25 protein-coding genes are annotated in these 25,033 nt (G+C 68.3%); 14 read left to right on the top strand and 11 right to left on the bottom strand.

Translation table 11 applies throughout. From position 1 onward, the window contains the following. The first annotated feature begins 33 nt into the window (after positions 1–33). Positions 34–204 carry a hypothetical protein gene (locus FFS56_RS20490; RefSeq protein WP_156172634.1) on the top strand — a complete coding sequence of 57 codons (171 nt, stop codon included), beginning with the start codon at positions 34–36 and terminating at the stop codon, positions 202–204. Beyond that, positions 201–503 carry a hypothetical protein gene (locus FFS56_RS07530; RefSeq protein ID WP_046748025.1) on the top strand — a complete coding sequence of 101 codons (303 nt, stop codon included), beginning with the start codon at positions 201–203 and terminating at the stop codon, positions 501–503. Before FFS56_RS20490 ends, FFS56_RS07530 begins: the two co-directional genes overlap by 4 nt. 56 nt (positions 504–559) lie before the next feature. Here FFS56_RS07530 and FFS56_RS07535 read toward each other — a convergent pair whose 3' ends face one another. Together FFS56_RS07535 and FFS56_RS07540 are read right to left on the bottom strand one after the other, a co-directional pair. Then, positions 560–1,744 carry a zinc-dependent alcohol dehydrogenase gene (locus FFS56_RS07535; protein WP_046748186.1) on the bottom strand — a complete coding sequence of 395 codons (1,185 nt, stop codon included), beginning with the start codon at positions 1,742–1,744 and terminating at the stop codon, positions 560–562. Positions 1,745–1,849: 105 nt separating this feature from the next. Continuing rightward, entirely contained in the window at positions 1,850–3,178 is a 1,329-nt protein-coding gene (locus FFS56_RS07540; RefSeq protein WP_046748026.1) for a cytochrome P450, read from the bottom strand. Between the two features lie 193 nt (positions 3,179–3,371). On the opposite strand from FFS56_RS07540, the gene FFS56_RS07545 reads away from it, so the two are divergent. Continuing rightward, on the top strand, positions 3,372–3,809 hold the full coding sequence (locus FFS56_RS07545; RefSeq protein WP_046748027.1) for an SRPBCC family protein: 438 nt from the start codon (positions 3,372–3,374) through the stop codon (positions 3,807–3,809). On the opposite strand, the gene FFS56_RS07550 is transcribed toward FFS56_RS07545, so the two are convergent. Together FFS56_RS07550 and FFS56_RS07555 are read right to left on the bottom strand one after the other, a co-directional pair. After that, the gene (locus FFS56_RS07550; protein ID WP_046748028.1) at positions 3,780–4,523 is read right to left on the bottom strand and encodes an aspartate/glutamate racemase family protein; all 744 of its coding nucleotides are present in this window, start codon (positions 4,521–4,523) and stop codon (positions 3,780–3,782) included. The two genes, FFS56_RS07545 and FFS56_RS07550, sit on opposite strands and share 30 nt — an antisense overlap. Before the next feature lie 25 nt (positions 4,524–4,548). Continuing rightward, positions 4,549–5,373, bottom strand: coding sequence for a shikimate 5-dehydrogenase (locus FFS56_RS07555; protein WP_267901533.1), 825 nt, complete (start codon positions 5,371–5,373; stop codon positions 4,549–4,551). A gap of 645 nt (positions 5,374–6,018) precedes the next feature. Between FFS56_RS07555 and FFS56_RS07560 the strand changes: the two genes are divergently transcribed. Continuing rightward, positions 6,019–6,225, top strand: coding sequence for a cold-shock protein (locus FFS56_RS07560; RefSeq protein WP_017203899.1), 207 nt, complete (start codon positions 6,019–6,021; stop codon positions 6,223–6,225). Between the two features lie 125 nt (positions 6,226–6,350). Here FFS56_RS07560 and FFS56_RS07565 read toward each other — a convergent pair whose 3' ends face one another. Next, a complete protein-coding gene (locus FFS56_RS07565) occupies positions 6,351–7,016 on the bottom strand; it encodes an HAD hydrolase-like protein (protein WP_058630908.1) in 666 nt (221 codons plus the stop codon). Positions 7,017–7,159: 143 nt separating this feature from the next. On the opposite strand from FFS56_RS07565, the gene FFS56_RS07570 reads away from it, so the two are divergent. Beyond that, positions 7,160–7,540, top strand: coding sequence for a response regulator (locus FFS56_RS07570; RefSeq protein ID WP_137772069.1), 381 nt, complete (start codon positions 7,160–7,162; stop codon positions 7,538–7,540). Positions 7,541–7,550: 10 nt separating this feature from the next. Here the strand turns inward: FFS56_RS07570 and nucS are convergent, their stop codons facing one another. After that, positions 7,551–8,246: an endonuclease NucS gene (gene nucS, locus FFS56_RS07575; protein WP_045262658.1), complete on the bottom strand. Its 696-nt coding sequence runs from the start codon at positions 8,244–8,246 to the stop codon at positions 7,551–7,553. 56 nt (positions 8,247–8,302) lie between these two features. Next, positions 8,303–9,181 (bottom strand): GAP family protein, encoded by an 879-nt coding sequence (locus tag FFS56_RS07580; RefSeq protein ID WP_127011462.1) that lies wholly within the window; start codon positions 9,179–9,181, stop codon positions 8,303–8,305. 115 nt (positions 9,182–9,296) lie between these two features. On the opposite strand from FFS56_RS07580, the gene FFS56_RS07585 reads away from it, so the two are divergent. Further along, the gene (locus tag FFS56_RS07585) at positions 9,297–10,493 is read left to right on the top strand and encodes a histidine kinase (RefSeq protein ID WP_127011463.1); all 1,197 of its coding nucleotides are present in this window, start codon (positions 9,297–9,299) and stop codon (positions 10,491–10,493) included. Continuing rightward, the gene (locus tag FFS56_RS07590; RefSeq protein ID WP_046748033.1) at positions 10,490–11,137 is read left to right on the top strand and encodes a response regulator transcription factor; all 648 of its coding nucleotides are present in this window, start codon (positions 10,490–10,492) and stop codon (positions 11,135–11,137) included. The genes FFS56_RS07585 and FFS56_RS07590 overlap by 4 nt, the downstream gene beginning before the upstream one ends. A gap of 3 nt (positions 11,138–11,140) precedes the next feature. Here FFS56_RS07590 and FFS56_RS07595 read toward each other — a convergent pair whose 3' ends face one another. Continuing rightward, complete coding sequence (locus FFS56_RS07595) at positions 11,141–12,379, bottom strand: MFS transporter (protein ID WP_046748034.1); 1,239 nt, start codon at positions 12,377–12,379, stop codon at positions 11,141–11,143. Positions 12,380–12,439: 60 nt separating this feature from the next. Here FFS56_RS07595 and FFS56_RS07600 point away from each other — a divergent pair, with 60 nt between their 5' ends. Beyond that, positions 12,440–13,501: a LacI family DNA-binding transcriptional regulator gene (locus tag FFS56_RS07600; protein ID WP_127011464.1), complete on the top strand. Its 1,062-nt coding sequence runs from the start codon at positions 12,440–12,442 to the stop codon at positions 13,499–13,501. 19 nt (positions 13,502–13,520) lie between these two features. Here FFS56_RS07600 and FFS56_RS07605 read toward each other — a convergent pair whose 3' ends face one another. Then, a complete protein-coding gene (locus tag FFS56_RS07605; RefSeq protein ID WP_046748036.1) occupies positions 13,521–15,020 on the bottom strand; it encodes a hypothetical protein in 1,500 nt (499 codons plus the stop codon). A 120-nt stretch (positions 15,021–15,140) separates the two neighbouring features. On the opposite strand from FFS56_RS07605, the gene FFS56_RS07610 reads away from it, so the two are divergent. Genes FFS56_RS07610 through mnhG form a run of 6 tightly spaced genes read left to right on the top strand, consistent with a single transcriptional unit; the run spans position 15,141 to position 21,495 of the window. Then, on the top strand, positions 15,141–18,110 hold the full coding sequence (locus FFS56_RS07610; protein ID WP_058630901.1) for a Na+/H+ antiporter subunit A: 2,970 nt from the start codon (positions 15,141–15,143) through the stop codon (positions 18,108–18,110). After that, complete coding sequence (locus FFS56_RS07615; protein WP_046748038.1) at positions 18,110–18,706, top strand: Na(+)/H(+) antiporter subunit C; 597 nt, start codon at positions 18,110–18,112, stop codon at positions 18,704–18,706. Before FFS56_RS07610 ends, FFS56_RS07615 begins: the two co-directional genes overlap by 1 nt. Continuing rightward, positions 18,703–20,253 (top strand): Na+/H+ antiporter subunit D, encoded by a 1,551-nt coding sequence (locus FFS56_RS07620; RefSeq protein ID WP_045262651.1) that lies wholly within the window; start codon positions 18,703–18,705, stop codon positions 20,251–20,253. Before FFS56_RS07615 ends, FFS56_RS07620 begins: the two co-directional genes overlap by 4 nt. After that, the gene (locus FFS56_RS07625) at positions 20,253–20,843 is read left to right on the top strand and encodes a Na+/H+ antiporter subunit E (protein WP_046748039.1); all 591 of its coding nucleotides are present in this window, start codon (positions 20,253–20,255) and stop codon (positions 20,841–20,843) included. Before FFS56_RS07620 ends, FFS56_RS07625 begins: the two co-directional genes overlap by 1 nt. Continuing rightward, positions 20,840–21,109: a monovalent cation/H+ antiporter complex subunit F gene (locus tag FFS56_RS07630; RefSeq protein ID WP_021200077.1), complete on the top strand. Its 270-nt coding sequence runs from the start codon at positions 20,840–20,842 to the stop codon at positions 21,107–21,109. The genes FFS56_RS07625 and FFS56_RS07630 overlap by 4 nt, the downstream gene beginning before the upstream one ends. Then, on the top strand, positions 21,106–21,495 hold the full coding sequence (gene mnhG, locus FFS56_RS07635) for a monovalent cation/H(+) antiporter subunit G (protein ID WP_046748040.1): 390 nt from the start codon (positions 21,106–21,108) through the stop codon (positions 21,493–21,495). Before FFS56_RS07630 ends, mnhG begins: the two co-directional genes overlap by 4 nt. Before the next feature lie 47 nt (positions 21,496–21,542). Here mnhG and FFS56_RS07640 read toward each other — a convergent pair whose 3' ends face one another. Both FFS56_RS07640 and FFS56_RS07645 read right to left on the bottom strand, forming a co-directional pair. After that, positions 21,543–22,304: an alpha/beta hydrolase gene (locus tag FFS56_RS07640; protein ID WP_127011465.1), complete on the bottom strand. Its 762-nt coding sequence runs from the start codon at positions 22,302–22,304 to the stop codon at positions 21,543–21,545. 56 nt (positions 22,305–22,360) lie between these two features. After that, on the bottom strand, positions 22,361–25,027 hold the full coding sequence (locus tag FFS56_RS07645; RefSeq protein ID WP_171011000.1) for a penicillin acylase family protein: 2,667 nt from the start codon (positions 25,025–25,027) through the stop codon (positions 22,361–22,363). Positions 25,028–25,033: the final 6 nt, after the last annotated feature.

The following is a 25,033-nucleotide window of genomic DNA, read 5'->3' on the forward strand; positions in this document are numbered from 1 at the left end:
CCACCCTGGTCCTCCCGACGAGAGGAGTGCAGGATGTCGAATCCCGACGTGTATCCCACCGAAGGCGAGCAGCCGGAGACGCAGGGCGAAGACCCGATCGAGGCGGAGCTGGGCGAAGAGGGCCAGGGGGACCTCACTCCGGAAGACGAGGGCGCGGGCCACAGCGGTGACGCTCCCACCGACCTCAGGGACGGCACCGAATGAGCGGGAGCGAGGGAACGCGTCCGGAGGCGGCGACCTCGCCGGTCGAGGGCGACGCCGAATCCCGGATCGCCCAGCACCTCGCCGAGCGCGGGGGCGACCGGCCAGCGGACCCGGGTGACGTACCGGCCGGAGGAGCGGGTGCCGACTCCGGTGCCGCGTCGGCGGTCGGGGTCGAACCCGGATCCCGCTCGACGGTGCCTGACGAGTCGACACACAACGACGACCCGGGTATCGGCACCCGTCGACCCGATGTCGACGAGGGGAATCGCGAAGACGGAGACCCCGGCCGCCGGGCCTGAGGTCTCCGTCCCACGATTGACAGCCGCGTCTGTCAATCGCGGCTGTCAGGCTCGCGTCACACCGTCGACGGGCGCAGCACCACCTTGATGCAGCCGTCTTCCTTCTTCTGGAAGGTTCGGTACAGCTCAGGCGCGTCGTCGAGGGGCGCACTGTGCGTGGTGAGGTCCATCACACCGAGCGGGTCGGCGATGTCCTCGACCAGGGGCACCAGCTCATCCACCCAGTTCTTCACGTTGCACTGCCCCATGCGCAGGGTGATCTGCTTGTCGAACAGCGTCTTCATCGGCATGATGTCGGCGTCGCCCGCGTACACCCCGCTCAGCGATACGGTCCCTCCGCGGCGAACGGTGTCGATGGAGGCGTAGACGGCGGCCAGACGATCGACACCCGCCTTGTCGAGCAGCTGTCGTCCCGCCGGATCCGGGAGTACGCCCACCGCCTTCTGCACGAACTCGACGCCCGCGTTGCCGTGAGCCTCGAGCCCGACGGCATCCACCACCGAATCGGCGCCGCGCCCGTCGGTCAGGTCCCGCAGCTCATCCACGATCGTGTCGGTGAGGTCGAACGTCTCGATGCCGTGGCGTTCCGCCATGGCGCGACGCTCCGGCACCGGATCGACCGCGAGCACCCGGTGCCCCCGGTGCCGTCCGATGCGGGAGACGAACTGTCCGACCGGACCGAGCCCCATCACCACGAGGGTTCCGTCGTCCGGCACCTGTGCATACTCCACTCCCTGCCACGCCGTGGGAAGGATGTCGCTGAGGAACAGATACCGCTCATCGGGCAGGTCGCTCGCGATGGGGATGTGGTTGTAGTCGGCGAGGGGCACCCGCAGATACTCCGCCTGCCCGCCGGGGACCTGCCCGTACAGCTTCGTGTACCCGAAGAGGGCGGCTCCGCTGCCGTACTCGCGCACCTGGGTGGTCTCGCACTGCGACTGGAAGCCGCGTCGACACAGGTAGCATTCTCCGCACGCGATGTTGAACGGGATGACGACACGGTCTCCCACGGCGAGCGTCTTCACGTCCGCACCCACCTCGACGACGACTCCCATCGGCTCGTGGCCCAGGATGTCGCCGCGATCGAGGAACGGGCCCAGCAGCTCGTACAGATGCAGGTCGGAACCGCAGATCGCCGAGGACGTGACCCGGATGATCGCATCCTCCGGCTGCTGGATGACCGGATCGGGAACCTCCTCCACCGTCACCGTGCGCTTGCCCTGCCAGGTCAATGCCTTCATGATGTCCTCCGATCCTTGGTCTTCGTTCGTCCGCGCCACGCTCGTCGCTCCCAGGGCGACCGGCCACCGGGTTGACAGCTGCCTCTTGACGTGCGGACGCGCGTCTCAGTGGAACGGACAGCCGCGGGTCGATCCGCTCTTGCGCACCGCTCCGCCCGATGCGGGTCTGGTCGGCAGTCGTCGCCGGTTCACCTCGAGTCCGGTGTCGAGGATGTCGAGACGCGGATCACTCAGCACGGCGATCGCCGCAGAGAGGCCGGCGATCACGAGCTTCTCGCCGGGGCAGCGGTGCCCGGTGGCGACGTCGGCACCGCCCTGCGGGATGAAGGTGCGGATCGACTCGTGATTTTCGACGTCGGTGAACCGCTCGGGTGCGAATCGATGCGGGTGGGCCCACGATTGCTCGTCGGTGTCGGTGCCGAGGATGTCGAGCACCACGCGCCCGCCTGCCGGCACCCGCACGTCGCCGATCTCGATGTCGACGATCGCGCGCCCGGGCAGCATGGGCACGAACAGAGCGGTGCGCCGCACCTCCTGCGCGAACATCACGGCCAGAGGCCCGCTCACCAGCGCATTCCGTTCGACGGTCTCGGCGGCGATCCGCTCGCGCCATTCGGGCCTGTCGTGCAGTTCCTTGGCCGCGAAGGCCACGAAACGCGCCGCGGCGATCATCGGGCGGATGCTGTTCTGCAGTTCGATGCCGGCGAGGCGGGCAGGGAGCAACGAGCCGTCCTGATCGCGGTGGTCGGCCCACTCGGCCAGGGCTGTGCCTTCTTCGGCGTGCAGTGAGCCAGATCGGACGGCATCGATGAGTCGCTCCGCATGCCGATCGGACCACATCCTGTTCACGAAGGCGGCCACGTACTCGGGTGAGTAGGGAACACCGAAGCCGTCGACGATCTGCGCCAGCCGAGCCGCCCATCGGGTCTTCGCTGCCGGTGTACCCGGCAGCCCGGCCCAGCCCATGATCGCGCGGCCGAAGGCGCCGACCGCCGCGTCGTACGCACTGCGGGTTCCCCCATCGAGCCAGGCGTCCTCCTCCACTCTCCACTCGCGCTCCAGCCAGGCAGTCAGGCGCGCGACCTGCGCATCCTCATAGGCCACCTCCACGAACGTCGCTTTGCGGTGTCGGTGCGCCGACCCGTCCAGGCTGTGCACGGACCCGTGTCCGAACAGCGTCTCCTGGACGATCTTCGGCATGGCGCCGTGGCGGGCGATGCGCGACTCGTCATAGAACAGGTCGATGCCCTCGACTCCCCGCACGAACACCGCGTCGTCTCCGAGCAGTCGCATCGGAGCCGACCGTGCACCGGGCTCCGCACGCCGCCAGATGCGTGCGCCGAAGTCGTAGCCCCGGGTGAGGAGCGAGGGCGAATCGTCGTGGACGACCGCGGTGACGGCCTGCACCACGCGTGAGCTCAGTCTTTGCAACATGCTCCGACGGTGCCAGGCGCCGCCTGATCCCTCCAGGGGGGAGCGCTCCGGATCGGAGTGTGCTATCTCCGTCGGATCCGCGATGTCAAGCGGGTCCCCTTGGCGCCTGGATGCCGCGCAGGATGACTCCGCAGGAGCAGACGGCGCTGCAAACAGACGGTGCTGCAAATGGACGGCGCTGCAAGGAGGAGACATGGCGACGAACACCCGTGACCTGGCGTGCACGACGGATGACGTGTTCCGCGTGCTCGCGAACGGCTGGCTCTACCCCGCATGGGTGGTCGGAGCTTCCCGCATGAGAGACGTCGACGAGACGTGGCCGGCGGTGGCGGCGCAGTTGCATCACTCCGTCGGGGTCTGGCCCGTGCTGCTCGACGACACGACCGAGGTGCGCGAGTGGGATCCGCCGCGGCGGGTCGTGCTCAGGGCGCGCGGCTGGCCGATGGGCGAGGCGACGGTCACGCTGCGAGCACGCACGACCCCCTCCGGTTGTCAGGTGCGCATCGACGAGGAGCCCGTCGCAGGGCCCGCGGCGCTGATCCCGCGGTTCCTGACCGCCCCGATCCTGCGCTGGCGCAATGCCGAGACGCTCCACCGCCTGTCATACCTCGCGCAGGGGCACGCCGACTGAGTCCGCTCGATCGGCCGCGGCGTCGCCGCCGAGAGCGAGGGCGACCGCGGCATCCACATGCAGCGCCGTCGTCGGGAACACGGGTACCGGTGCATTGCCGGAGGAGATGAGCAGCTCGATCTCGGTGCAGCCGAGGACGATCCCCTCTGCGCCGTCGCCCACCAGGCGCTCGATCACCTCCGCGTAACGTCGACGGGACTCGTCGCGGATGACACCGTGCACGAGCTCGTCGTAGATGACGGCGTGCACAAGCGCGCGATCGTCGGCGCCGGGGACGAGTGTGCGGACACCGTGCCGCGCGAGCCGTTCTGCGTAGAACGGCTGCTCCATCGTGAAGGCCGTGCCCAGAAGCCCGACGGTCTGCAGGCCCGCGGCGGTGATCGCCTCACCTGCGGGATCGGCGATGTGCAGGAACGGGATGCCGACCGCCGCTCGGATGCGGTCGGCGACCAGATGCATCGTGTTGGTGGCGAGCACGAGAAGCTCCGCACCGGCACCCTCCAGCGCTGCGGCGCGCGACGCCAGCAGATCACCCGCGGCGTCCCAGTCGCCACGCGCCTGCATCGCCTCGATCTCCGCGAAGTCGAGCGAGTCCAACAGGATGCGAGCGGAGTGGTGGCCACCGCGCTGCGCGCGCACCCGTTCGTTCGCCAGCCGGTACCACTCCAGTGACGACTCCCAGCTCATGCCGCCCAGGACACCGATCGTCTTCATGGACGCACCACTCCCCTCTTCGCCGTCAGGCGTTCCCTGCGCGCATGAACTCCTCGGCATCGCGCACCTGCTCGGCGGACGGTCGGATGCCGGTGTAGAGCACGAACTGCTCCAATGCCTGCAGCGTCGCGACCTCTGCTCCTGTGATCAGGGTCTTCCCCGCTGTGCGAGCCGCGGCGATCAGCGGAGTCTCGGCGGGAAGCGCGACCACGTCGAAGACCACGGACGCGCGTGCGATCGTCTCCTCGGGGAACGCGAGCGCGTGCTCCTCCGCGCCCCCGGCCATGCCGATCGGGGTCACGTTGACCACCACGTCGGCCGTGGCCTCGCCGACCTCCGCCGACCAGTCGAATCCGTACAGGTCCGCCAACGCACGTCCGCTCTCCTCGTTCCTGGCGACGATGGTCACGCGCGAGAAGCCGGCGTCCCGGAATGCTGCCGCGGTCGCCTTGGCCATGCCGCCCGACCCACGCAGCAGCACCGAGCTCGCAGGATCCAGGTGCTCGCGTTCGATGAGCTGAGCGATCGCCGAGTAGTCGGTGTTGTGGGCGGTGAGCACACCGTTGTCGTTGACGATGGTGTTGACCGAGTCGATCGCGCTCGCCGAGGGATCCATCCGGTCGACCAGGGCGATGACGTCTTCCTTGTAGGGCATCGAGACCGCGCAGCCGCGGATCCCGAGCCCGCGGACGCCCGCGATGGCCTGGCCGAGATCGGTGGGGGCGAACGCCTTGTAGATCCAGTTGAGCCCGAGCGCCTCATAGAGGTGGTTGTGGAAGCGCGTGCCGTTGTTGCTGGGCCGTGCGGAGAGCGAGATGCACAGCGTCATGTCCTTGTTGAGCAGAGTCACCGCATCAGGCTACTCGCGAGTGACGGAGCCCGCGGATTCGGGGGAGAGAGGACGACGGAGGTGCCTCCGTGCTGTGCGTCCCGTCTCCGCCCGAAACCTGCGATCCCTGCGGGATCAGTACCCCGACCTTCTCCGATATCGCGTGGACGAGAGTCCGTGGCGACATCGTGCATCCTCCCCTATGGTGAAGGTGCATGCACACGGGGATTGATCGTCTCCGTCTCTCCCCAGGAGACGGCGGCCCTCCCCAGGGGCAGACGATCCGTGCATGCGATTGGGCCCTCTCGAGTAGTTCAGTCCCCAATGGGCTACTCGAGGGGGCCGCTATCGTCCAGTCTCGCACCGAAGTTCAGATTTGTCCCCCAAAAGGGGGACAAGAGCGTCGGAAAGGAGCTAAGCTGTTCCTGACGCACCCTCCGGTCGTCTTCGGCCCTCATCGCTCCCCCCGCGGTGAGGGCCACACCATTTTCCGGGCGCCTCAGGCGCCGTGCGGGTCGCGAAGCGACGCATGACGGGCGGATGCCGCTCGTGCAACATTTGGATTACCTTCTTGCAGCGGCTATTCCGCTCGGGGCCTCCTCCACTAGCGTTAGCGATGTCGGGGCATCCCTGCGTCGGCTTCTTCATCAGCAGAACAGGCAGTACATGAGCACCCAGGGCACGGTCAAGTGGTTCAACTCGGAGAAGGGCTTCGGCTTCATCTCCCCCGACGACGGAGGCGCTGACGTCTTCGCGCACTACTCCGCCATCCAGTCATCCGGCTACCGGTCTCTCGAAGAGAACCAGCGAGTCGAGTTCGATGTGGCGCAGGGTCCGAAGGGCCTGCAGGCAGAGAACATCCGCCCCGTCTGAGACGGGCGCGACACAGAACTCCCCACCGGATCGCGTCCCCGATGCGTCATCCGGCGGGGAGTTCTGTGCTTTCTGAGGTTCTCAGCGCCGCTTCGGCTGATACCCGTCAGCGGGAGGAGGTGGGGTCAGCTCAGCAGCAGCGCGCGCAATTCTGCGACCGAGGCCGCTCGGAACGCGGCGTCATCGCCTTCGTGTCTGTCGCTGAAGCCCCACTCGACGAAGATGACGGGGACGTCGTTGGCGTTCCCGCCTTCCACGTCGTGATGGCGGTCACCGACCAGAACCGGTCGTGACGTGTCGGCGCCGAGCGCGCGCAGCCGACGAAGCGCCTCGGCGACGATGTCGGTCTTCGAGGCGAGAGTCGACTCGTCGGGGGTCGCGCCGACTGTGGTCAAGAACGCGGGGCGCAGGCCGAAGTGATCGACGAGGGCATCGACCTGGTTCTCGGGCTTCGAGCTGGCGGTCGCCTGCGGCACCCCGGCGGCGTGCAGCTCGTTGATGAGCTCGACGACGCCCGGATAGGTCGCGACATCGGTCGTGTAGCCGTCGGCCTTCCCGAGCGTGCGGTAGAAGGCCACGGCCTCGGCGGACTGCTCCGGGGTCATTCCCGCCTGGTCCTGGAAGGACTGGAACATGGGCGGCCCGATCCAGTGCACCAGCTGCTCGCGCGTGGGCGCGGGGTGGCCGAAGTGCGTGAGCGCGATGTCGAGCCGGCGAAGGATGCCGACGGACGCGTCGACGATGGTGCCGTCGACGTCCCACAGCACGCAGGAGTAAGGGGAGTGAGGCACCCCTCCACCCTATGGCCCGGAAGAGGACGGTCGCCTTTCCTGCACAGGTGTGCACGAACAGGGCTTATCCACGTCTCATGTGAGCACTCTGTGTCCCCATATAAGGTCGTGACAACGGCGGATGTGCGAGTCAGTATGGGGGTATGTACGTGTCGGTGGAGATCATCGCGATGTTGGCCACGGCCGCGACGCTGCTGGTGGCGATCATCGGGGGATTCGGCTGGACGATCAACCGGATGGATGCGCGTTTCGCGGCGCAGGACGCTCGGCTCGATGCACGGTTCGATGCGCAGGATGCGAAGTTCGATGCGCGGTTCGATGCGCGTTTCGCGGCGCAGGACGCACGACTCGACGCACGGTTCGATGCGCAGGATGCGAAGTTCAGCGCACGGTTCGCGAGTCTCGAATCGCGATTCGACCGCGTGGATGCGCGATTCGATCGAGTCGAGCAGGAGATCTTCGAGGTGAAGATCGCGATCGCGCGTCTGGAGGGGCCGACGCCGCGGCTCATCCCCGTCCGTTGAGACCGTCTGCTCAGAACAGGCGGGGGATGCCCGACTCGATTCCCTTCATGTCGTCGTAGTCGAGCACCAGACAGCGGATGCCCCGATCCTCGGCGAGTACACGCGCCTGCGGCTTGATCTCCTGGGCGGCGAAGACACCCTGGACGGGGGAGAGATGTGGATCGCGGCCGAGCAGCTCGAGGTAGCGGGTCAGCTGCTCCACGCCGTCGATGTCGCCGCGGCGCTTGATCTCGACGGCGATCGCCGCGCCGTCGGCATCGCGCACCAGCAGGTCGACCGGCCCGATCGCCGTCGGGTACTCGCGGCGCACGAGCGTCGCACCCTCGGAGATGCGCTCGACCTGCTCCGCGAGAAGTCGCTGAAGGTCTGCCTCGACGCCGTCCTTCTGCAGTCCGGGGTCGATGCCCAACTCGTGTGAGGTGTCATGGATGATCTCGTAGATCTGCACGCGCAACGCGTCACCGGTCTTCTTGTGGGTGACCCGCCAGACCTCGACGACGCCGGCGCTCGCCTCTTCCTCACCCGGAGTCTCGTTCGAGAGAGAACACGGGGGACTCATCCAGTTCAGCGGCTTGTAGCTGCCGCCGTCGGAGTGCACGAGCAGACTCCCGTCGCCCTTGTGCACGAGCAGACGCGTGGCGAGCGGAAGATGGGCATTGAGCCGACCGGTGTAGTCGACCGAGCAGCGGGCGATGACGAGACGCACTCGTCGAGCCTACTTCGTCGGGAGCGCTGCGCGGTCGCACCCGGAGGGTGTGCCGGTCACCGGTCGAGGAACGAACCGATCGCCTCGAAGAGGCCGAGTTCGGTGGCGGCGGAACGGGCGATGAGGAACCCGATGATGCCGATGATCCAGGCGGTGTTCTCCGCCCCGGTGCGCTCCATCCAGGTGGCGAAGCGTTCGAGCGGCCGTTGCACGAGTGGAGCGGCCACCATCCGCAGCACGAGCAGCACGACCGCGGGCAGGATCATCAGCGCACAGTATCCCGCGAGCGAGAGCACGCGCAGCGGCGTGTCGATGCCGGCATCCGCGAGCATGGTCATCGCCACGATGTACGGCAGCATGGTGGCGATCTCGACGAGCCCTGCGGCGATGGCGACGGCCATCACTGCGGTGCCGCGGGTGCGCGGGTCGAGGAGCCGCTCCCGCCACCGCGTGATGCGTCCGGGACGAGGAGCAGGATCGGTCGCGATCGCGGACGCGGCATCCGGGGGAGCCAGGCGGGAGCCGTTCGCATCCTGCGCGCCCGGTGTCCCTCCCCGAAGCGGCACCGGAGGCGCGGATGCTGTCTGCGGTGCGGGCGCCGGTGCGTTCTTCTCGTTCTTGCCGCCGGTCGGCATCACGAATGCCGTGATGAGGAGCGCTGCTCCGACGACGAGCCGGACGATCAGTCCCGCGGGCGACGCGAGGAAGTCGGACGCGACGTCGACGAGGTTCACCAGGCCCCACAGGAACAGGAGGCCGACGACCAGATAGAACGCGGCGATGGTTCCCAGATACAGCAGAATCCGCCCGGCGCGTACCCGCCCCGGGTGCAGCAGCAGGAAGACCGGGATGAGGAGTGTGCCGACGCTCAGCCCGTCGATCAACGCCAGGAGCGCGAGCGAGAGGGGGAGCGGCAGTCCGCCGAAGAGTTCCATGCCACCACGTTCACGGACACTCCACGGATCCGGATCGGGCGAAAGTACCGTCTCCGCAGAACCACTCATCCCTTCGTCGGATGCGCGGCGGCGGCCGTCGTGATTGCATGAGGGCATGCACGAGCAGGTCGAAGGCGGATTCGGCGCCTGGTACCGCCGGCACCGTTGGTGGGCGGACCCGCTGGGCATGGCGATCTTCGCCGTGGTGATGGCGGCCTTCGGATTCCGGGGTATCTGGGGGCCGTTCTCGCTCCCGCAGGAGCCCCTGTCGCCGTGGTGGGCGCTGGTGCTCGCCCTTCCCGCCTGTGCGCTCGCCCTCTTCAAGCGGCGCATGCCGGTGACCGTGCTCGTGCTCGTCTCCCTGCTGTTCGTCGCGGACCTGCTCACCGTGGGTGGCCTCGGGACCCTCGTGGTGCTCCTGGACGTCCTGTGGACGGCCGCTTTCCTGGCGGATTCCCGCGGGCGAAGGATGCTGCTGGTGCTGCTGGGGGCGGCGACCGTCGTCCTCTTCCTCTGCGCCTGGCTGCTCACCGATGTGTCGTTCCCGGTCGCGTTCCTCATCGGAGTGCAGTTCGGAGCGATCTTCGGCACCGACTACTGGTGGGCCGTGGCGGTCTCCCAAGCGCACGAGCTCGCGGAGTTGCACCGGCAGCGGGCGGAGCATGCCGCAGCCGTCGCCGAGCGCGACCGAGTGGAGGCGGTGCAACGGGAGCGCGAGACCATGGCGCGCGAGCTGCACGACGTGGTGGCCGGTCATGTGATGGCGATGGCGATCCGCGCGGAGGCCGCCCTGTCGACGCCGCCCGATCCTCCGCGGGACCGCGAAGCGCTGCAGGCCGTGCGTGATGCAGGTCTCGATGCCCATGCGGCGCTGCGATCGATGATCTCCGTGCTCCGTCGCGGTGAGGGCAGTCCCGCGTCCTCGCCGCGGTGGGGGGACCTCGAGGGGATCGTGCAGGAGGCGGAACGCGCGGGACTCACGGTGCGACTCGTCGCCGATCACGTGGACGATGTCGGTTCCGCGCTCGAGCAGGCCGTCATCCGCATCGTGCGGGAGGCACTGAACAACTGCATCCGTCACGCCAGCGGCGCCGAGGTCGACGTCATCATCCGCAGGAGCGGTCTCGAGGTGCGGGTCGAGGTGCGTTCGAGGGGTGGCTCGCCGAGCAGAGCGTCCGCATCCGCGGATGGGGGCTGGGGGTTGCAGATGCTCAGGGAACGGGTCGCCGCGCTGGGGGGCGCCTTCACTGCCGGTCCGGTCGCCGGTGGATGGTCGGTGGAAGGTCGCATCCCGACGGAGGCAGCGGCATGAGCGAGCCGACGGTGCTGCTCGCGGACGACCACGGCGCGATCAGGGCGGGGCTGCGCATCATGCTCGAGGCGCAGGGGATCACGGTGGTCGGCGAAGCGGCGGACGGCGACGTCGCCGTCCGCAACGCCGCGGCGCTGCGTCCCGACGTGGTCCTGATGGATCTGCGGATGCCGGGACGCGACGGGATATCGGCGACGGCGGAGATCGTCGAGCGCCATTTGAGCGACGTGCTGGTGCTCACGAGCTTCGACGAGGACGACCTGGTGTTCGGGGCGATCCGCGCAGGCGCCGTCGGCTTCCTCCTCAAGACGGTCGACGCCCCCACGCTCGGCAGGGCCGTGCGGGCGATCGCGGCGGGCGAAGGCGCGCTCGATCCGCGTGTGACGCGACGAGCGCTCGCCGCCGTCGCCGAGATCGCCGCCATGCCGGCACCGGTCAGGCACCGCGAGGGGATGGTCGAGCTGACGGCCAGGGAGCAGGACGTGCTCGACGGGATCCTGCAGGGGTGGTCGAACGCCCAGCTCGCCGCGCGACTGCGCATCTCGGTCCCCACGGTCAAGACGCACGTCTCGAACGTGCTCACCAAGCTCGGCGCACGCAGTCGGTCGCATGCGGCCGCGCTCGTACGCGGCCGCGACGACTGATGCTCAGCCCTGTGCGACCGTCGCGACCGAGCTCTTCTCGTCGTCGCGGAGCGGACGCGCAGCACCCGAGAACAGCCCGGACATCACGACCAGCGCGACCAGGATGAACAGCGTGTTGAGCAGACCGATGTGCTCGCTGATGATTCCGAGCACCGGCGGGCCGCCGAGGAAGGCGATGTAGCCGATCGTGGCGGCCGCGCTCACCCTGGCCGCGGCCTTGGCGGGGTCGTCTGCCGCCGCCGACATGCCCAGCGGGAAGCCGAGCGATGCGCCGATTCCCCACAGCGCGGCTCCGACCAGCACGAGCGGGAAGGTGGGGGCGAGGATGAACAGCAGGATGCCCGACGCTGCGGTCGCAGCGAGGATGCGCAGGACCAGGACGCGGCCGAAGCGATCCACGAGGGGACCGCCGAACAGGCGCACGACGGTCATGCCGACCGAGAACACGGCCAGGGATACGGCTCCGGTGCCCTCGGCGAAGCCGTGACCCTGTTCGGTGCCCAGGGCGATCCAGTCGTTGGCTCCGCCCTCGGCGAAAGACATGCCGAGCATGACCACACCGATGAGGTAGGTGCGGGGCTCGCGCCACGCTTCGAGCGCCGTGTGCATGCGGACGCGGAAGGCCGGCTTCTCATGCGCCGCGGGATCGAGGGCGGCCTCGCGCACCGGGACCTGGAAGAAGCAGACGATCGCGATCACGGCGATCAGCCCGCCCATGATCGCGGCGTGGGTCGCGACGTCGACGGCGAGCTGCGCGGCGAGAGCGCCGATCCCCGCACCGATGACGGTGCCGAAGCTGAAGAAGGCATGGAAGACCGGCAGGATCGTCTTGCCCATCTGCTGTTCGATCGCGGTCGCCTCGACGTTCATCATCACGTCGACCGACCCGTTGCCGAAGCCGAACAGCACCATGCCCACGATGACGACGGGGACGGAACCGAACACGTTCGCGCCCAGGCCGACCAGCACGATGCCGAGCGCGAACGTCAGCATCGTGAGGAGCATCCCGCGCCGGGCGCCCAGACGTGCCATCACCGCGGGGCCTGTCGAGATGCCGAGGATGGACGAGATGCCCATGCCGAGCAGGATCAGACCGACCTGCGCGTTGTCGAGTCCCAGCGCCTCCTTGATCCCGGGCACGCGCGACGCCCAGGTCGCGATCGAGAGGCCGCTCGCGAGGAAGATGGCGAAGATCGCCGCGCGCCAGCGCACGAACTGCGAACGAGAGAGGGCTGTTTCCATGCCGGACAGCCTATCGAATCGATTCGACCGTAGGGAAGCGCGGGGAGCTATCCTCGAAGTATGAGCAGCCAGGAGACGCCGCGTCGGCCCACGATCGCCGACGTCGCACGTGAGGCGGGCGTGGCGACCTCCACCGCATCCGTCGTCTTCAGCGGCAAGGCGAACGTGGCCGCCGCCACGAGGGAGCGCGTCCTCGCCGCCGCAGCCGATCTCGGCTATGCGGGGCCGGACCCTCGTGCGGCCTCGCTGCGACGAGGACGCAGTGGCATCGTCGCCGTGGTGCTCGAAGGGCATCTGCGTGCAGCATTCCTCGATCCCGTGACGACCGCCATGATGGACGGCCTCACCGACGGGCTCGCCGACCTGAGCGCCGGCATCCTCCTCATGCGCGACGAGCCGGGGGAGGAGGGTGCAGCCATCACCAACGCCCCCGTCGACGCCTTCGTGCTCATCGGCTGTTCCGGGCGCACGAAGGCCTCGCTCGAAGTGGTCCTCGGCCGCGGACTGCCCGTGGTCGTCATCGAAGGCGACGCCGGAGAGGGCATCCCGCGCATCACCCTCGACAACGTCGCAGCCTCCGCTGACGTCGCCCAGCACGTCTACGACCTCGGGCACCGGGACGTGGCGCTGGTCACCCTCTCGCTCGACAGCGAGCGCGAGCGCGCGCTGGTGACGCCCGAACGGGTCGAGAAAGCGACCGTCGACGTCTCAGGGCACCGTCTCGAGGGGATGCGTCAGGTCTTCCCGGATGCGCCGGCGATCTCGGCGTCCGGCAGCTTCATCGATGAGGGCGTGCTGGTCGGCCGCATGCTCCTGACCGACCCGGCCACTCGACCCACGGCCGTGCTCGCGCAGAGCGATCTGCTTGCGGTCGGCGTCATCCGCGCAGCCGAGGAGCTGGGTCTCCGCGTGCCCGAAGATCTCTCCGTCGCGGGCTTCGACGGCATCGAGGTCGACGGACTCGGCGATCTCACGCTCACGACCAGCGTGCAGCCCGCGGTCGAGAAGGGGCGCGCTGCCGGGGAGCAGATCGCCCGCATGCTGCGTGGCGAACCCGGGAGCACGCAGCACCTCACCTGCGCGTTCCGGGCCGGCACCACGACGGGCCCCGTCCCGCGCTAGCGGCGTCCTCGCCGAGTGCTCAGCTGTGCTGTGAGCCGAGCGGCAGAACGCGTTCGCCAAAGTCGAGGATGCGATATCGCCCGCACTCGACGACATCGTCGGGTATCGCCGGTGTGGAGAGCTGCCACGCGACGGTCTGGGAGTCCTCGACGAGGAACGAGACTCCGTCGACGTCGAAGTCCTCGCGGTTCACCAACCATGCGTACGCGTTGAGCTCGTGATCGACCTGCACGAGGTGGCGGGGATCGGCGACATGCAGCTTCGGCAGCCGCACGGTCCAGAACTGTCCTCCGCCGATGCGGCCCGAGGCATCGACCCAGTCGGTCACGCAGGTGAGATCGGGGTCGGGCGTCGTGCTCGCCGCGACGAGCCGAGGCACACTCAGCGCCCCGCCCACGAGCAGGAGCACGGCCGCGGTGGCCGTGAGGGCACGGGGTGCCCGGGCGGGCATCCGCGGGATATGGGGAGCGGCCACGATCACGAGCACGGGTCCGAACGCGAGCGGCTGCAGGTAACGGGCGGCGTGGGTACCGAGGGCGATCGCCCCGACCAGGACGAGAGCGGGCATGGCCCACGCGACCGTGGCGACGAAACGGGAGCCGGTGTCTCCGACGCGTGCCGTGTTCGCGATCGCCCAGCCGACCAGAGCCACCACGACCACGACTCCGAAGATCCCTGCGGGCGTCGCAAGGCGGTCGAGGAGAAGGCCCCCGTAGTAGCCCGCGGATTCCGTCCAGAGTTCGGGCTGGATGTAGCCGGCACCGGTGTTGGCGATCCATGCCCGAAGCGGAATGCGTCCGAGGAAGCCCAGCGCGGTGCCGATGACCAGCACGACGAGGATCGTTGCGGTGCGTGTTCGTCGTGGCGGGCGAAGGAGCATCACGAGGAGCAGCAGCGAGAGCGGAACCGTGGCCCAGGCGGCGAAGAGGGGATTCGAGAGCGTCGACACGGCGGCGATCGCCCCGAGCGCGATCAGTGCGCCGATACCTCCGGCGCTTCGGTCGAGCACACGACGGACCAGTCCCACACAGAGGACGACGGCGACCACGGTGGCGGCGTAGTAGGTGGTCGTCAGCAGCAGTGAGGCCAGCTCCAGGGCGTCTCGGGACCCCGAGAGATCGGTCATGGCGAGGATCGCGAAGGTGCCCATCCCGAGCAGCGCCCATGCGACGGGGGCTGTCCTGTCCCGCCGACGCCCTACGGCGACGCGGAGTGCACCGTAGAGGGCCAGCATGTTGACCACGGCATTCACCGTGAGCAATCCGTTCACATCGAGCCCGAGCGCGGCGTCCAGCCCGGAGAACACCGCGGACTCGGGCAGGAACAGTACGCTCGACATCGCCCAGTCGAGCGGTGCGCCGGAGAGCAGCGACCGAGCGAACATACCCACGACCAGGGAATCTCCGTCTCGGAACAGCAGCTCAGCGCGGGCGGATGAAGCCACCTGAGCGACGGTGATGACCGCCACGACCAGTGCTCCCGACCAGCCCGCGAGCTCTCGCACCCAGACCCGCCGCATGGGCCAACTCTCGCACGATCGTGCAACTGTGGACCGCAGGAACCTCTCGCGCCGGTAAACTGGTCTGACACCCGCCCGCCTGTGCCGAAAAGGCCGACGAGCCCTGAGGGAGCCGCGTATATGCTGATGCTCCTCGCTGTGTTCCTCCTCGGGTCGCTGTTGATGCCCGTTCTGGTGCGCTGGCTCGGAGCTCAGGCCTTCGCCATCGCCGCCCTCGTTCCGGCAGCCGCCTTCGTGCACGCGCTCGTCATGACGCCGCGGGTGCTCGACGGCCCCGTCCCGTTCGAATCGGTCGAGTGGATCCCGCAGCTGGGACTCAACCTCTCCATGAACATGGACGTGCTCGGCTGGGTGCTCACGCTGATCGTCACCGGCGTCGGCGCGCTCGTGCTCCTCTACTGCCGCTGGTACTTCTACGAGGACTCCGCGGGGGTCGGCCAGTTCGCCGGTGTCCTGCTCGGCTTCGCCGGGGCGATGTACGGGCTCGTGCTCACCGACGACCTCGTGATGCTCGTCATGTTCTGGGAAGTCACGAGCATCCTCTCCTACCTCCTCATCGGCCATTACCGTCGGCGCGCTGCCAGCCGTCGTGCCGCACTGCAGGCGCTGCTCGTGACCACGCTCGGCGGTCTCGTGATGTTCGTCGGCGTCGTGCTGCTCGTCGTCGACACGGGCACCTCGAGCATCCGCGAGATCCTCGAGCTCGCGCCCAGTGGGCCGCTCATCGACGCCGCGATCGTGATGCTCCTGATCGGGGCCATCAGCAAATCGGCGCTGTTCCCCTTCCACTTCTGGCTTCCGGGTGCCATGGCGGCACCCACCCCGGTCAGCGCCTACCTGCATGCGGCCGCGATGGTGAAGGCCGGCATCTACCTGATCGCCCGCTTCGCCCCGATCTTCGCGTTCAGCACGACATGGCGACCGATCGTCATCACGCTCGGCATCGTCACGATGCTGCTCGGCGGAATCCAGGCGCTTCGGGAGACCGACCTCAAGCGCATCCTCGCCTTCGGCACCGTGAGCCAGCTCGGCTTCTTCGCGATCGTCGTCGGCTACGGCACGCAGGCGACCGCCCTCGCCGGTCTCGCCCTGGTCATCGGCCACGCGCTGTTCAAGTCGGCGCTGTTCCTCATCGTCGGTGTGATCGACCGCCAACTGTCGACCCGTGACATCAACGAGCTCTCCGGTGTCGGTCGGCAGGCGCCCGTTATGGCCACAGCGGCATTCATCTCCGTCGCCTCCATGGCGGGTATCGCCCCGACCATCGGCTTCGTCGCCAAGGAATCGACGCTCACCGCGCTCCTCGACGACGCGCAGGGCGGCTCCGCCTGGGGTCTCGTCGCGCTGATCGGGATCGTCCTCGGTTCCATGCTGACTGCGGCATATGGCGTGCGCTTCCTCTGGGGTGCGTTCTGGAAGAAGCGCGACGACCAGGGCCAGCAGCTTCCCGACACCGCATGGCCCGATCCGCCGGTGGGCTTCCTGTCCGCGCCGATCATCCTCGCGGGGGTCACCCTCGCCACCGGCATCGGCGCTCCCGCCCTGGACACCGCTCTGCAGGGATACGCCCTCACGGCGACCCCCGGCCTCGATCACTCCGGGGAAGCCGTCGAGGGCCCTGGCCACTTGGCGCTCTGGCACGGCTTCGAACCGGCGCTGGGCATCTCGATCCTGTCGATCCTGCTCGGCATCGGGCTGTTCCTGCTCACCCGCAGGACCGCCTGGGACCGCAAGGCTCGCATCCTGCGCTTCACCGCGGCCGACGTGTACTACTTCGTCATGCGCGGCGTCGACCGTCTCTCGGTGCTCAGCACGACGCTCACGCAGCGCGGCTCGCTGCCCGTGTACGTCGGCACCATCTTCGTGGTGTTCGTCGCCGCCGAGGTCACGGCGCTGATCGCGAGCGACATCGATCGGTACAACCTGTCCCTCTGGCACACCCCGGCGCAGATCGCCGTCGCGCCGATCATGGCGATCGCCGGCATCTTCGCGGTCCGTGCGCGCAAGCGCTACACCGGCGTGGTGCTGGTCTCGGTCACTGGACTCGGAATGGTCGTGCTCTTCGCGACGAGCGGCGCCCCCGACCTCGCGCTCACGCAGATCCTGGTCGAGACGGTCACGATGGTCACCTTCGCCCTCGTGCTGCGTCGTCTTCCCGCGCGCATGGGCGAGCACAACGCCTCGGTCGGGCGCATCCCCCGCGCCCTGCTGGCCATCGGCGTGGGCGTCACGATGGCCTTCGTGGCCGTCGTCGCCACCCAGTCCCGCGTCGCCGACCCGATCTCAGAGGCGTTCCCGAAGCTCGCGTACGAGATCGGCCACGGCAAGAACGTCGTCAACGTGGCGCTCGTCGACCTGCGTGGCTGGGACACCATGGGCGAGCTCTCGGTGCTCGTGCTCGCCGCGACGGGCGTCGCCTCCCTCGTGTTCGTCACGCACCGCGCCGATCTGCTGGCCGCCACCAAGAACCTGCCGCGAGCCACGCGCAAGGCCGCGCGCAGCCGCCCCCTCGTCGAGACGACCGAGGGCATCCGCTTCCAGACGTCCGAGAACGAGAGCAGCCCGCGGGCATGGCTCGTCGGCGGCCAGAAGATGAAGCCCGAGAACAGGTCGATCCTGCTCGAGGTGATCGTCCGCATCCTGTTCCACACGATCATCGTGGTGTCGATCTTCCTGCTGTTCTCCGGGCACAACCTGCCGGGTGGCGGGTTCGCCGGCGGTCTCGTCGCGGGTATGGCGCTGGTGATGCGCTACATCGCCGGCGGTCGCTGGGAGCTGGGAGCCGCGGCCCCGACGGACGCGGGACGCCTCCTCGGCACCGGCCTCATCCTGGCCGTCGGCACGGCCGTGGTGCCCCTGTTCTTCGGCCTCGCCCCCTTGACCAGCACGTTCTGGGAGTGGGAGATCCCGCTCATCGGACACATGGAGTTCGTCACGTCGACCATCTTCGATGTGGGCGTCTATCTCGTCGTGATCGGACTCGTGCTCGACGTGCTCCGCAGCCTCGGGGCCGAGGTCGACCGTCAGGCCGCCCTGCGCACCACGCCCGGTCCTGAAGGATTCCTCTCGCGGGGCGGGAGGAGCAGCTGATGGACGTCTCCCTCACCCTGATCGTCATCATGGCCATCCTCTTCGCATGCGGTGTCTACGCGATGTTGGAGCGCAGCCTGACCCGCGTGCTGATCGGCTTCCTGCTGCTCGGCAACGCCACCAATCTGCTGCTGCTGATCGTGATGGGCGTGCCGGGCAACGCCCCGTTCTTCGGTACCGAGGGCGAGATGAGCGACCCCCTCCCGCAGGCGCTCACCCTCACGGCTATCGTGATCACGTTCGCGGTCTCGGCCTTCCTCCTCGCACTGATCTATCGCTCCTGGCAGCTCGGACAGGCCGACACGGTCGAGGACGACGAGGCCGACATCGCCCTGCGCGAGCGCACCGATGCCGACGAAGACCTCATGGACGACGAATCCGAGACGGACGACGACGAGGCGACCACGGACTTCGTCGGCGTGCAGACCGCGCCGATCACGGTGCTGCACATGCGGGACCACCCCTCCATCCACGACGATGCGCCGTATGACGCTCCGACCGGTTGGGGGAGCGAACCCTCTGCTGCGGACGAGGGTCGAGAACCGCGCCCCGACGAACCCGATGACCACGACGAGAACGAGGAGGGCAGGCCATGACCGCCCTCGTCCCCCTCCTCGTCGCACTGCCACTGCTCGGTGCCGCCGTCACTCTCGTGTTCGGCCGGAACGCGCGCCTCCAGGTCGTCGTCACCGTCGCCACCCTCGCCGCCGTCTCGATCATCGCCGCCGTGCTCCTGGTCGTCGTCGATTCGGGTGCTCCGCTCGCGGTGTCGGTCGGCGGATGGCCCGTTCCGTTCGGCATCGTGCTCTATGTCGACCGGCTCGCCGCGCTCCTGGTGCTGATCTCCAGCATCGTGCTGCTCGCGGTGCTGCTCTTCTCCATCGGCCAAGGTGCGGCGGACGGCACCGACGAGACGCCGATCTCCATCTTCAACCCGTCGTACCTGATCCTCGCGGCCGGTATCTTCAACGCCTTCATCGCCGGGGACCTGTTCAACCTGTACGTCGGATTCGAGATCCTGCTCGTCGCCTCCTACGTGCTGATCACGCTGGGCAGCACCGAGTCCCGTATCCGCACCGGTGCGGTCTACATCGTCGTCTCGCTGGTCTCGTCGATCCTGTTCCTCGCCTCGATCGCCATGATCTACGGCGCGCTCGGCACGGTCAACATGGCCCAGATCGCCGAGCGGATGTCGGAGCTCCCCCAGGAGACGCAGCTGGTGCTGCACCTGATGCTCGTGGTGGCCTTCGGCATCAAGGCTGCCATCTTCCCGGTGTCGTTCTGGTTGCCCGACTCGTACCCGACCGCTCCGGCCCCGGTCACCGCCGTGTTCGCCGGCTTGCTGACGAAGGTCGGCGTGTATGCGCTGATCCGCACCGAGACGCAGCTCTTCGCCTCGAACAGCATCGACACCCTGCTGCTGATCATCGCGCTCGCGACCATGATCGTCGGAGTGCTCGGCGCCGTGGCGCAGGCAGAGCTCAAACGAATCCTGTCGTTCACGCTGGTCAGCCACGTGGGCTACATGATCTTCGGGCTCGCGATAGCGACGCCCGCCGCTATCGGCGCGACGGTGTACTACATCGTTCACCACATCGTCGTGCAGACGACGCTGTTCCTCGCCGTCGGGCTCGTGGAACGCCGAGCGGGAAGCACGTCGATCCTGCGGGTCAAGGGGCTGCTGAAGGTCGCCCCGGTCATCGCGGTGCTGTACTTCGTTCCCGCGATCAACCTCGGCGGCCTGCCACCCTTCTCGGGGTTCATCGGCAAGTTCGCGCTGTTCGAAGCTGCGGCCTCCGTCGGAACTCCGATCATGATCGTGCTGATCTTCGGCGGTATCATCACCTCGCTGCTGACGCTGTACGCGCTGATGCGCGCCTGGAACCTCGCCTTCTGGCGCGAGGAGGAGGACTCCACCGAGACCGAGGGCCGCATCTCCTACCTGGGTAACGCCCCCGCCGCCGACGAGCAGCAGGAGCGTCGCCGCATCCCGAAGATCATGACTCTCGCGACCGGAGGCATGGTCGCTGTGACCCTCGCTCTGACCGTGTTCGCCGGTCCCCTGTACGCCCTCTGCGACCGCATCGGCGCCGGACTGCTGCAGCCCGTGAGCCTCGTGCAACTGGAAGACGAGGTGGGCTGATGGCGCGTGACACCCGGCGTCACCTGTGGCGCGACATCCGCGTGCAGCTGCCGTTCCTCGCGTGGCTCGTCGTGCTCTGGATGCTGTTGTGGGCGCAGTTCACGGTGCTGTCGTTCCTCACGGGACTCGTCGTCGCGATCTTCGTCACCCGCGTGTTCCGCCTGCCGACCGTCGCGCTCTCCGGCCGGATCAACCTCTGGTACGCGGCGCTCTTCGTGGTGCAGTTCCTGTTCGCCGTGCTGAGCGGCGCCCTCTCGGTCACCGTGCAGGTCTTCGACTTCCGCCGACAGCCGGGGACGGCCATCATCGCGGTGCCGCTGCGCTACGCGGACGACCTCGTCATGACGCACGTCGCTGTCGTGTCGTCTCTGATCCCCGGGTCGCTGGTCGTGGAGACCGACCGCGACCGCCGGATCCTGTACCTGCACGTGATCGGCGTCCGGAACCTCGACGACGTGGAGAGGCAGCGTGCGGGCGTGCTGCGCTGGGAGCAGCGGGTCGTGCGTGCGCTCGGAGACCCCGCTCAGTATCGTGCCCTCAAGGCCGACGAGCGTGCGGGCCTCGGACTGACGAAGGGCGGTGCCCGATGAACATTCTCCTGCTGCTGATCATGGTGGTGTTCGGCATCGCCGCCGTGCTCGCCCTGATCCGGATCGTGCGCGGGCCGTCGATCCTCGACAGGGCCGTGGCCTCCGACGTGCTCCTCACCGAGGTGATGTGCGTGATCGGTGCGGAGATGGCCATCAACGGTCACACCCGCAACATCCCGGTGCTCCTGATCATCGCGGCCATCGGGGTGTTCGGCTCGATCGCCGTCGCCCGCTTCGTCGCGAGAAGGGACAACACGACACCATGAACGTGTTCGGTCTCATGATCCCCGACGCCGTCATCGACGTGGCGGTGCTCGTGCTCATCCTGCTCGGCGCCGTGCTGTGCCTGTCGGCTGCGGTCGGGCTGCTGCACTTCCGCGATGTGCCTTCGCGACTGCACGCGGCGACCAAGCCGCAGGTACTCGGTCTGCTCCTCATCTGCATCGCCATCGCGCTGTCGCAGCGCTCGATCGGCGGCATCCTGCTCGGGTTCGTACTGGTCGCCCCGGTGGTGCTCATGCAGTTCGCGACCGCTCCGCTCTCGGCGCACATGGTCGGACGGCAGGCGTATCGCAACGGCACCATCGAGCAGCGCGGTCTCGTGGTCGACGAGCTCGCCGAGTCGAAGCAGACCCCGCCCGCCGCCGGCTGACCTCGAGGTCTGATCCCGGGAGCCGCTCGACGGAAAGCCCGCGGGCGTCAGATGCGGGCGGCGAACTCGTGGATCAGGCGTGCCGCGGGCTCGGAGTCGCTGATCAGGGTGCCGTGACCGTGATCGGGGATCACCTCGAGGTCGGCTCCGGGGATCGCGTCGATGATCTCGCGGCACCAGCTCATCGGTGCCAGCGGGTCGCTCTCTCCGCGCAGCACCAGCACCGGGCACTCGATGCGCACGAAGGCGTCTTCCGGCTCATGTACGATCGTTGCGCGCATCTTGCGGAAGAGGTGTGGTCCGCCGCGGAGGTACTCGCGGGCTCCACGCCAGATGACCAGCGGCCGCTCGCCGATGAGGTCGGTCAGCAGGTAGCGGGCCTGTGCTCCGATGTTGCGTGCCGCCTTGTTCACGGTGGGACCGGCGAGCACCACTCCTTCGACGAGGGACGGATGGCGTGCGGCGAGCTCGGCAGCGATCTGGCTCCCCATGGAGTGGCCGATCACGAGAACGGGACCGGAGTCCACGTGCTGGAGGTAGGCCGCGACCAGGTCGGCGTGCCGCTCCATCGTGAGGGTGCGCGTGGGTTCTGGCGCCTCCCCGAAGCCCGGCAGATCGACCGCGATGACTCGTCCATCGAGCCGCTGCACGACGTCGAGGTAGACGCTGCGCCCCATGCCGATACCGTGCAGGAGCAGGTAGGTGTGCGGTCCTTCTCCGAACATCTCGGCGATGAGGGTCGCACCTCCGTGCTCGAACTCCAGGAGCGTGACGGGGGTGCCCTTGGGGGCGAGGTAGCTGGTTGGCACCCATCCACGCTAGCCGAGCATCCTGGGGCAGTGCTCGGATACTCCGACCCTCGGGTTCAGTCGGCCGGGCTGAGCACCAGCGTGTCGACGGCTGCGGACTTCACCGCCTGCGTCGAGTACGCCCACGGCTTCTGGGCGCCTACCGCCCAGTCGGCGGTCTGATCGGTGTAGTGCTCGTGGAACGCGTGTCCGGAGGCGCCGGTCAGGTGGTTCCAGGTCGAGGCGTCGAAGTCGGAGAGATCGACCACCATCCGCATCGACGGCACCGTCGTCGTCGCATACGAGACGCCGAGCTCCCATCCGGTCGCGTTCACGACGGACGCTCCTCCGCTCACGGGGAACGGCCCGCGATTGAACAGTGCTTCGATCGGGGCGATCCCCGACGAGCCGAGCGTGTCGCTGGTGAGGGTGATCGCGTGCAGGTCACCCCAGTTCCATCGCGAGATCGTGGTCCCCTGCAGGGCTGCGAGCTCGTCGTAGGCCTCCTCCGCCGACAGCGCGAGCATCTGCTCCATCCCGTCGACGTCGAGCTGCTCGTTGGTCCAGAGCGGGTCGGACGGATCGGTCAGCATGGCGGAGACGACCGTGAACAGGCGCCCCTGACCATCGATCGGGAGGGGCTGCTCGCGCTCGGCGAAGATGTTCTGCACCAGGTTCGACCACAGCACGTTCGCATAGGCGGCGGCCGCCGACGATGCGCTGTTCTGACCGTCCCAGGCCTCCAAGAGGTCGACGGCATCGGACGCGCCTGCCCCGGAGACGTCGACCTCGGCCATGGCGGTCGCCAGCTGCGTTCCGATCCACATCTCGTTGTCCATCTGGATGTCGCGCATGTCGTCGGCGGTCAGTGGGGCGACCGCCGTCCGCCGTTCGATGAGGTGGGCGATCCGCGCCGCCCGGTAGCCGTAGTCCCAGTCGCGGGAGAGGAAGTAGCCGTAGTCGTCCGTCACGATCGCGTTGTTCGCGGTGACGATGTACCCCGAGTTCGGGTTGTACGACACCGGCAGCTCCTCGAACGGGATGAAGCCCGTCCAGTCGTAGCTGCTGTCCCATCCGGGCTGGGGCATCCATCCGTCGCCAGCACCGCGGATGGGGAGGCGGCCGGGGGCCTGGTATCCGATGTTGCCCTCGGTGTCGGCGTAGATGAGGTTCTGCGCCGGCACGTCGAAGAGCGACGCGGCGTAGCGGAAGTCATCGAAATCCTGCGCGGTGGAGAGGGCGAAGATCGCCGTCGCGGCCGTCCCGGGATCGAGCGCCGTCCACCGCAGGCTCACGGCGTACTCGGCGTCCTCCGACCCGGGGACGGGAGTGGTCGGTGCGGAGGCCTCGACGCCCAGCGCGGGCTCTGGGTCATCGGCGATCTCCGTGAAGTCGTCCGTGAGTCCGGAGATGATCGGGCCGTGCACGGTGGAGCGGATGGTCAGATCGATGTCATCGCCGCCGGCGACCTTGATCGTCTCCGTGCTCTCCTCCAGCGGCACCAGGGCTCCGTCGCGCCAGTACTGGTCGCCCTCGACCCGCTCGACGTAGAGGTCGGTGACGTCGGTGGTGAGGTTCGTGAACCCCCACGCGACCTTCTGGTTGTGGCCGATCACGATGCCGGGCAGCCCGGAGAACGAGAAGCCGCCCACATCGAACGGGCACTCCTCGTCCACGGTCGAGCACTTCAATTGCACCTGGTACCAGACCGAGGGGAGGGCGGCTCCGAGGTGCGGGTCGTTCGCGAGCAGCGGCATCCCCGTCTCGGTGAGGTCTCCGGAGACGACCCACGAGTTCGAGCCGATGCCCTCGCCCACGTCGCCGACCAGCACGCTGGCGGCCTCGATGACGTTCGAGGTCTCCTCCCAGTCGATGGTGGTCGACGCCTGCTGCGCCTCACCCTCGGTCTCGCCGGGGGCGAAGGCTGCGGGTTCCGCTCCCGTGCCGAGCGCCGGAACGGTTGAGATCTTCGGGACGATCACGGGGTTCTCAGCGAACGGGTACTCGGGGTAGAGCTTCGCCAGCATGTCCGCGGTGGTCGCGGCATCCGGGGCATTGCCGTCGGTAGCGGTGCTCAGCTCGGCGGCGAGGAGCGATCGCTCGGTCTCGTCCTCGATGTTGCCGCGGAGATCCCAGGCCATGGCCTTGAGCCAGGCCACGGAATCGGCAGGTTCCCAGGGCTCTGGGGCGTAGTCGGGGTTCTGCAGTCCGATCACGGCGTACTCGAGCGAGAGCTCGGCACCCGAACGCGAGGCCAGGTAGGCGTTCACCCCATCCGCATACGCCTCGTAGTAGCCGCGGGTGGTGTCGTCCATGGCCTCGACCTCGGCCTCGGCGACCTTGCGCCAGCCGAGGGTGCGGAGGAAGGCGTCGGTTCCGGCCTGCGACTCCCCGAACATCTCGGCGACCCGTCCGGACGTCACGTGGCGGCGGAAGTCCATCTCGAAGAAGCGGTCCTGCGCGTGCACGAAGCCCTGGGCGTAGAACAGATCGTCCGTGGAGTCGGCGGTGATCGTCGGGATGCCGCGGTCGTCGCGCTGCACGGTGACCTCGGCCTGGAGGCCGTCGAGCTCGATGGATCCGTCGGTCTGCGGGAAGGAGCGCTGGATCGTCCAGGTCACGAAGAACGCCGCAGCCACGGCCACCACGACGATCGCGGCCACAACGAGGAACGCGACGCGTCCGATGCGGACACCCAGCGAAGGGCGTGAGGGTGCGGCGGACTCCTGCGAATCGGTCATCATCGTCGA

The sequence above is a fragment of the Microbacterium sp. Beta genome (assembly GCF_005502545.1).
Lineage (GTDB): Bacteria > Actinomycetota > Actinomycetes > Actinomycetales > Microbacteriaceae > Microbacterium > Microbacterium oxydans.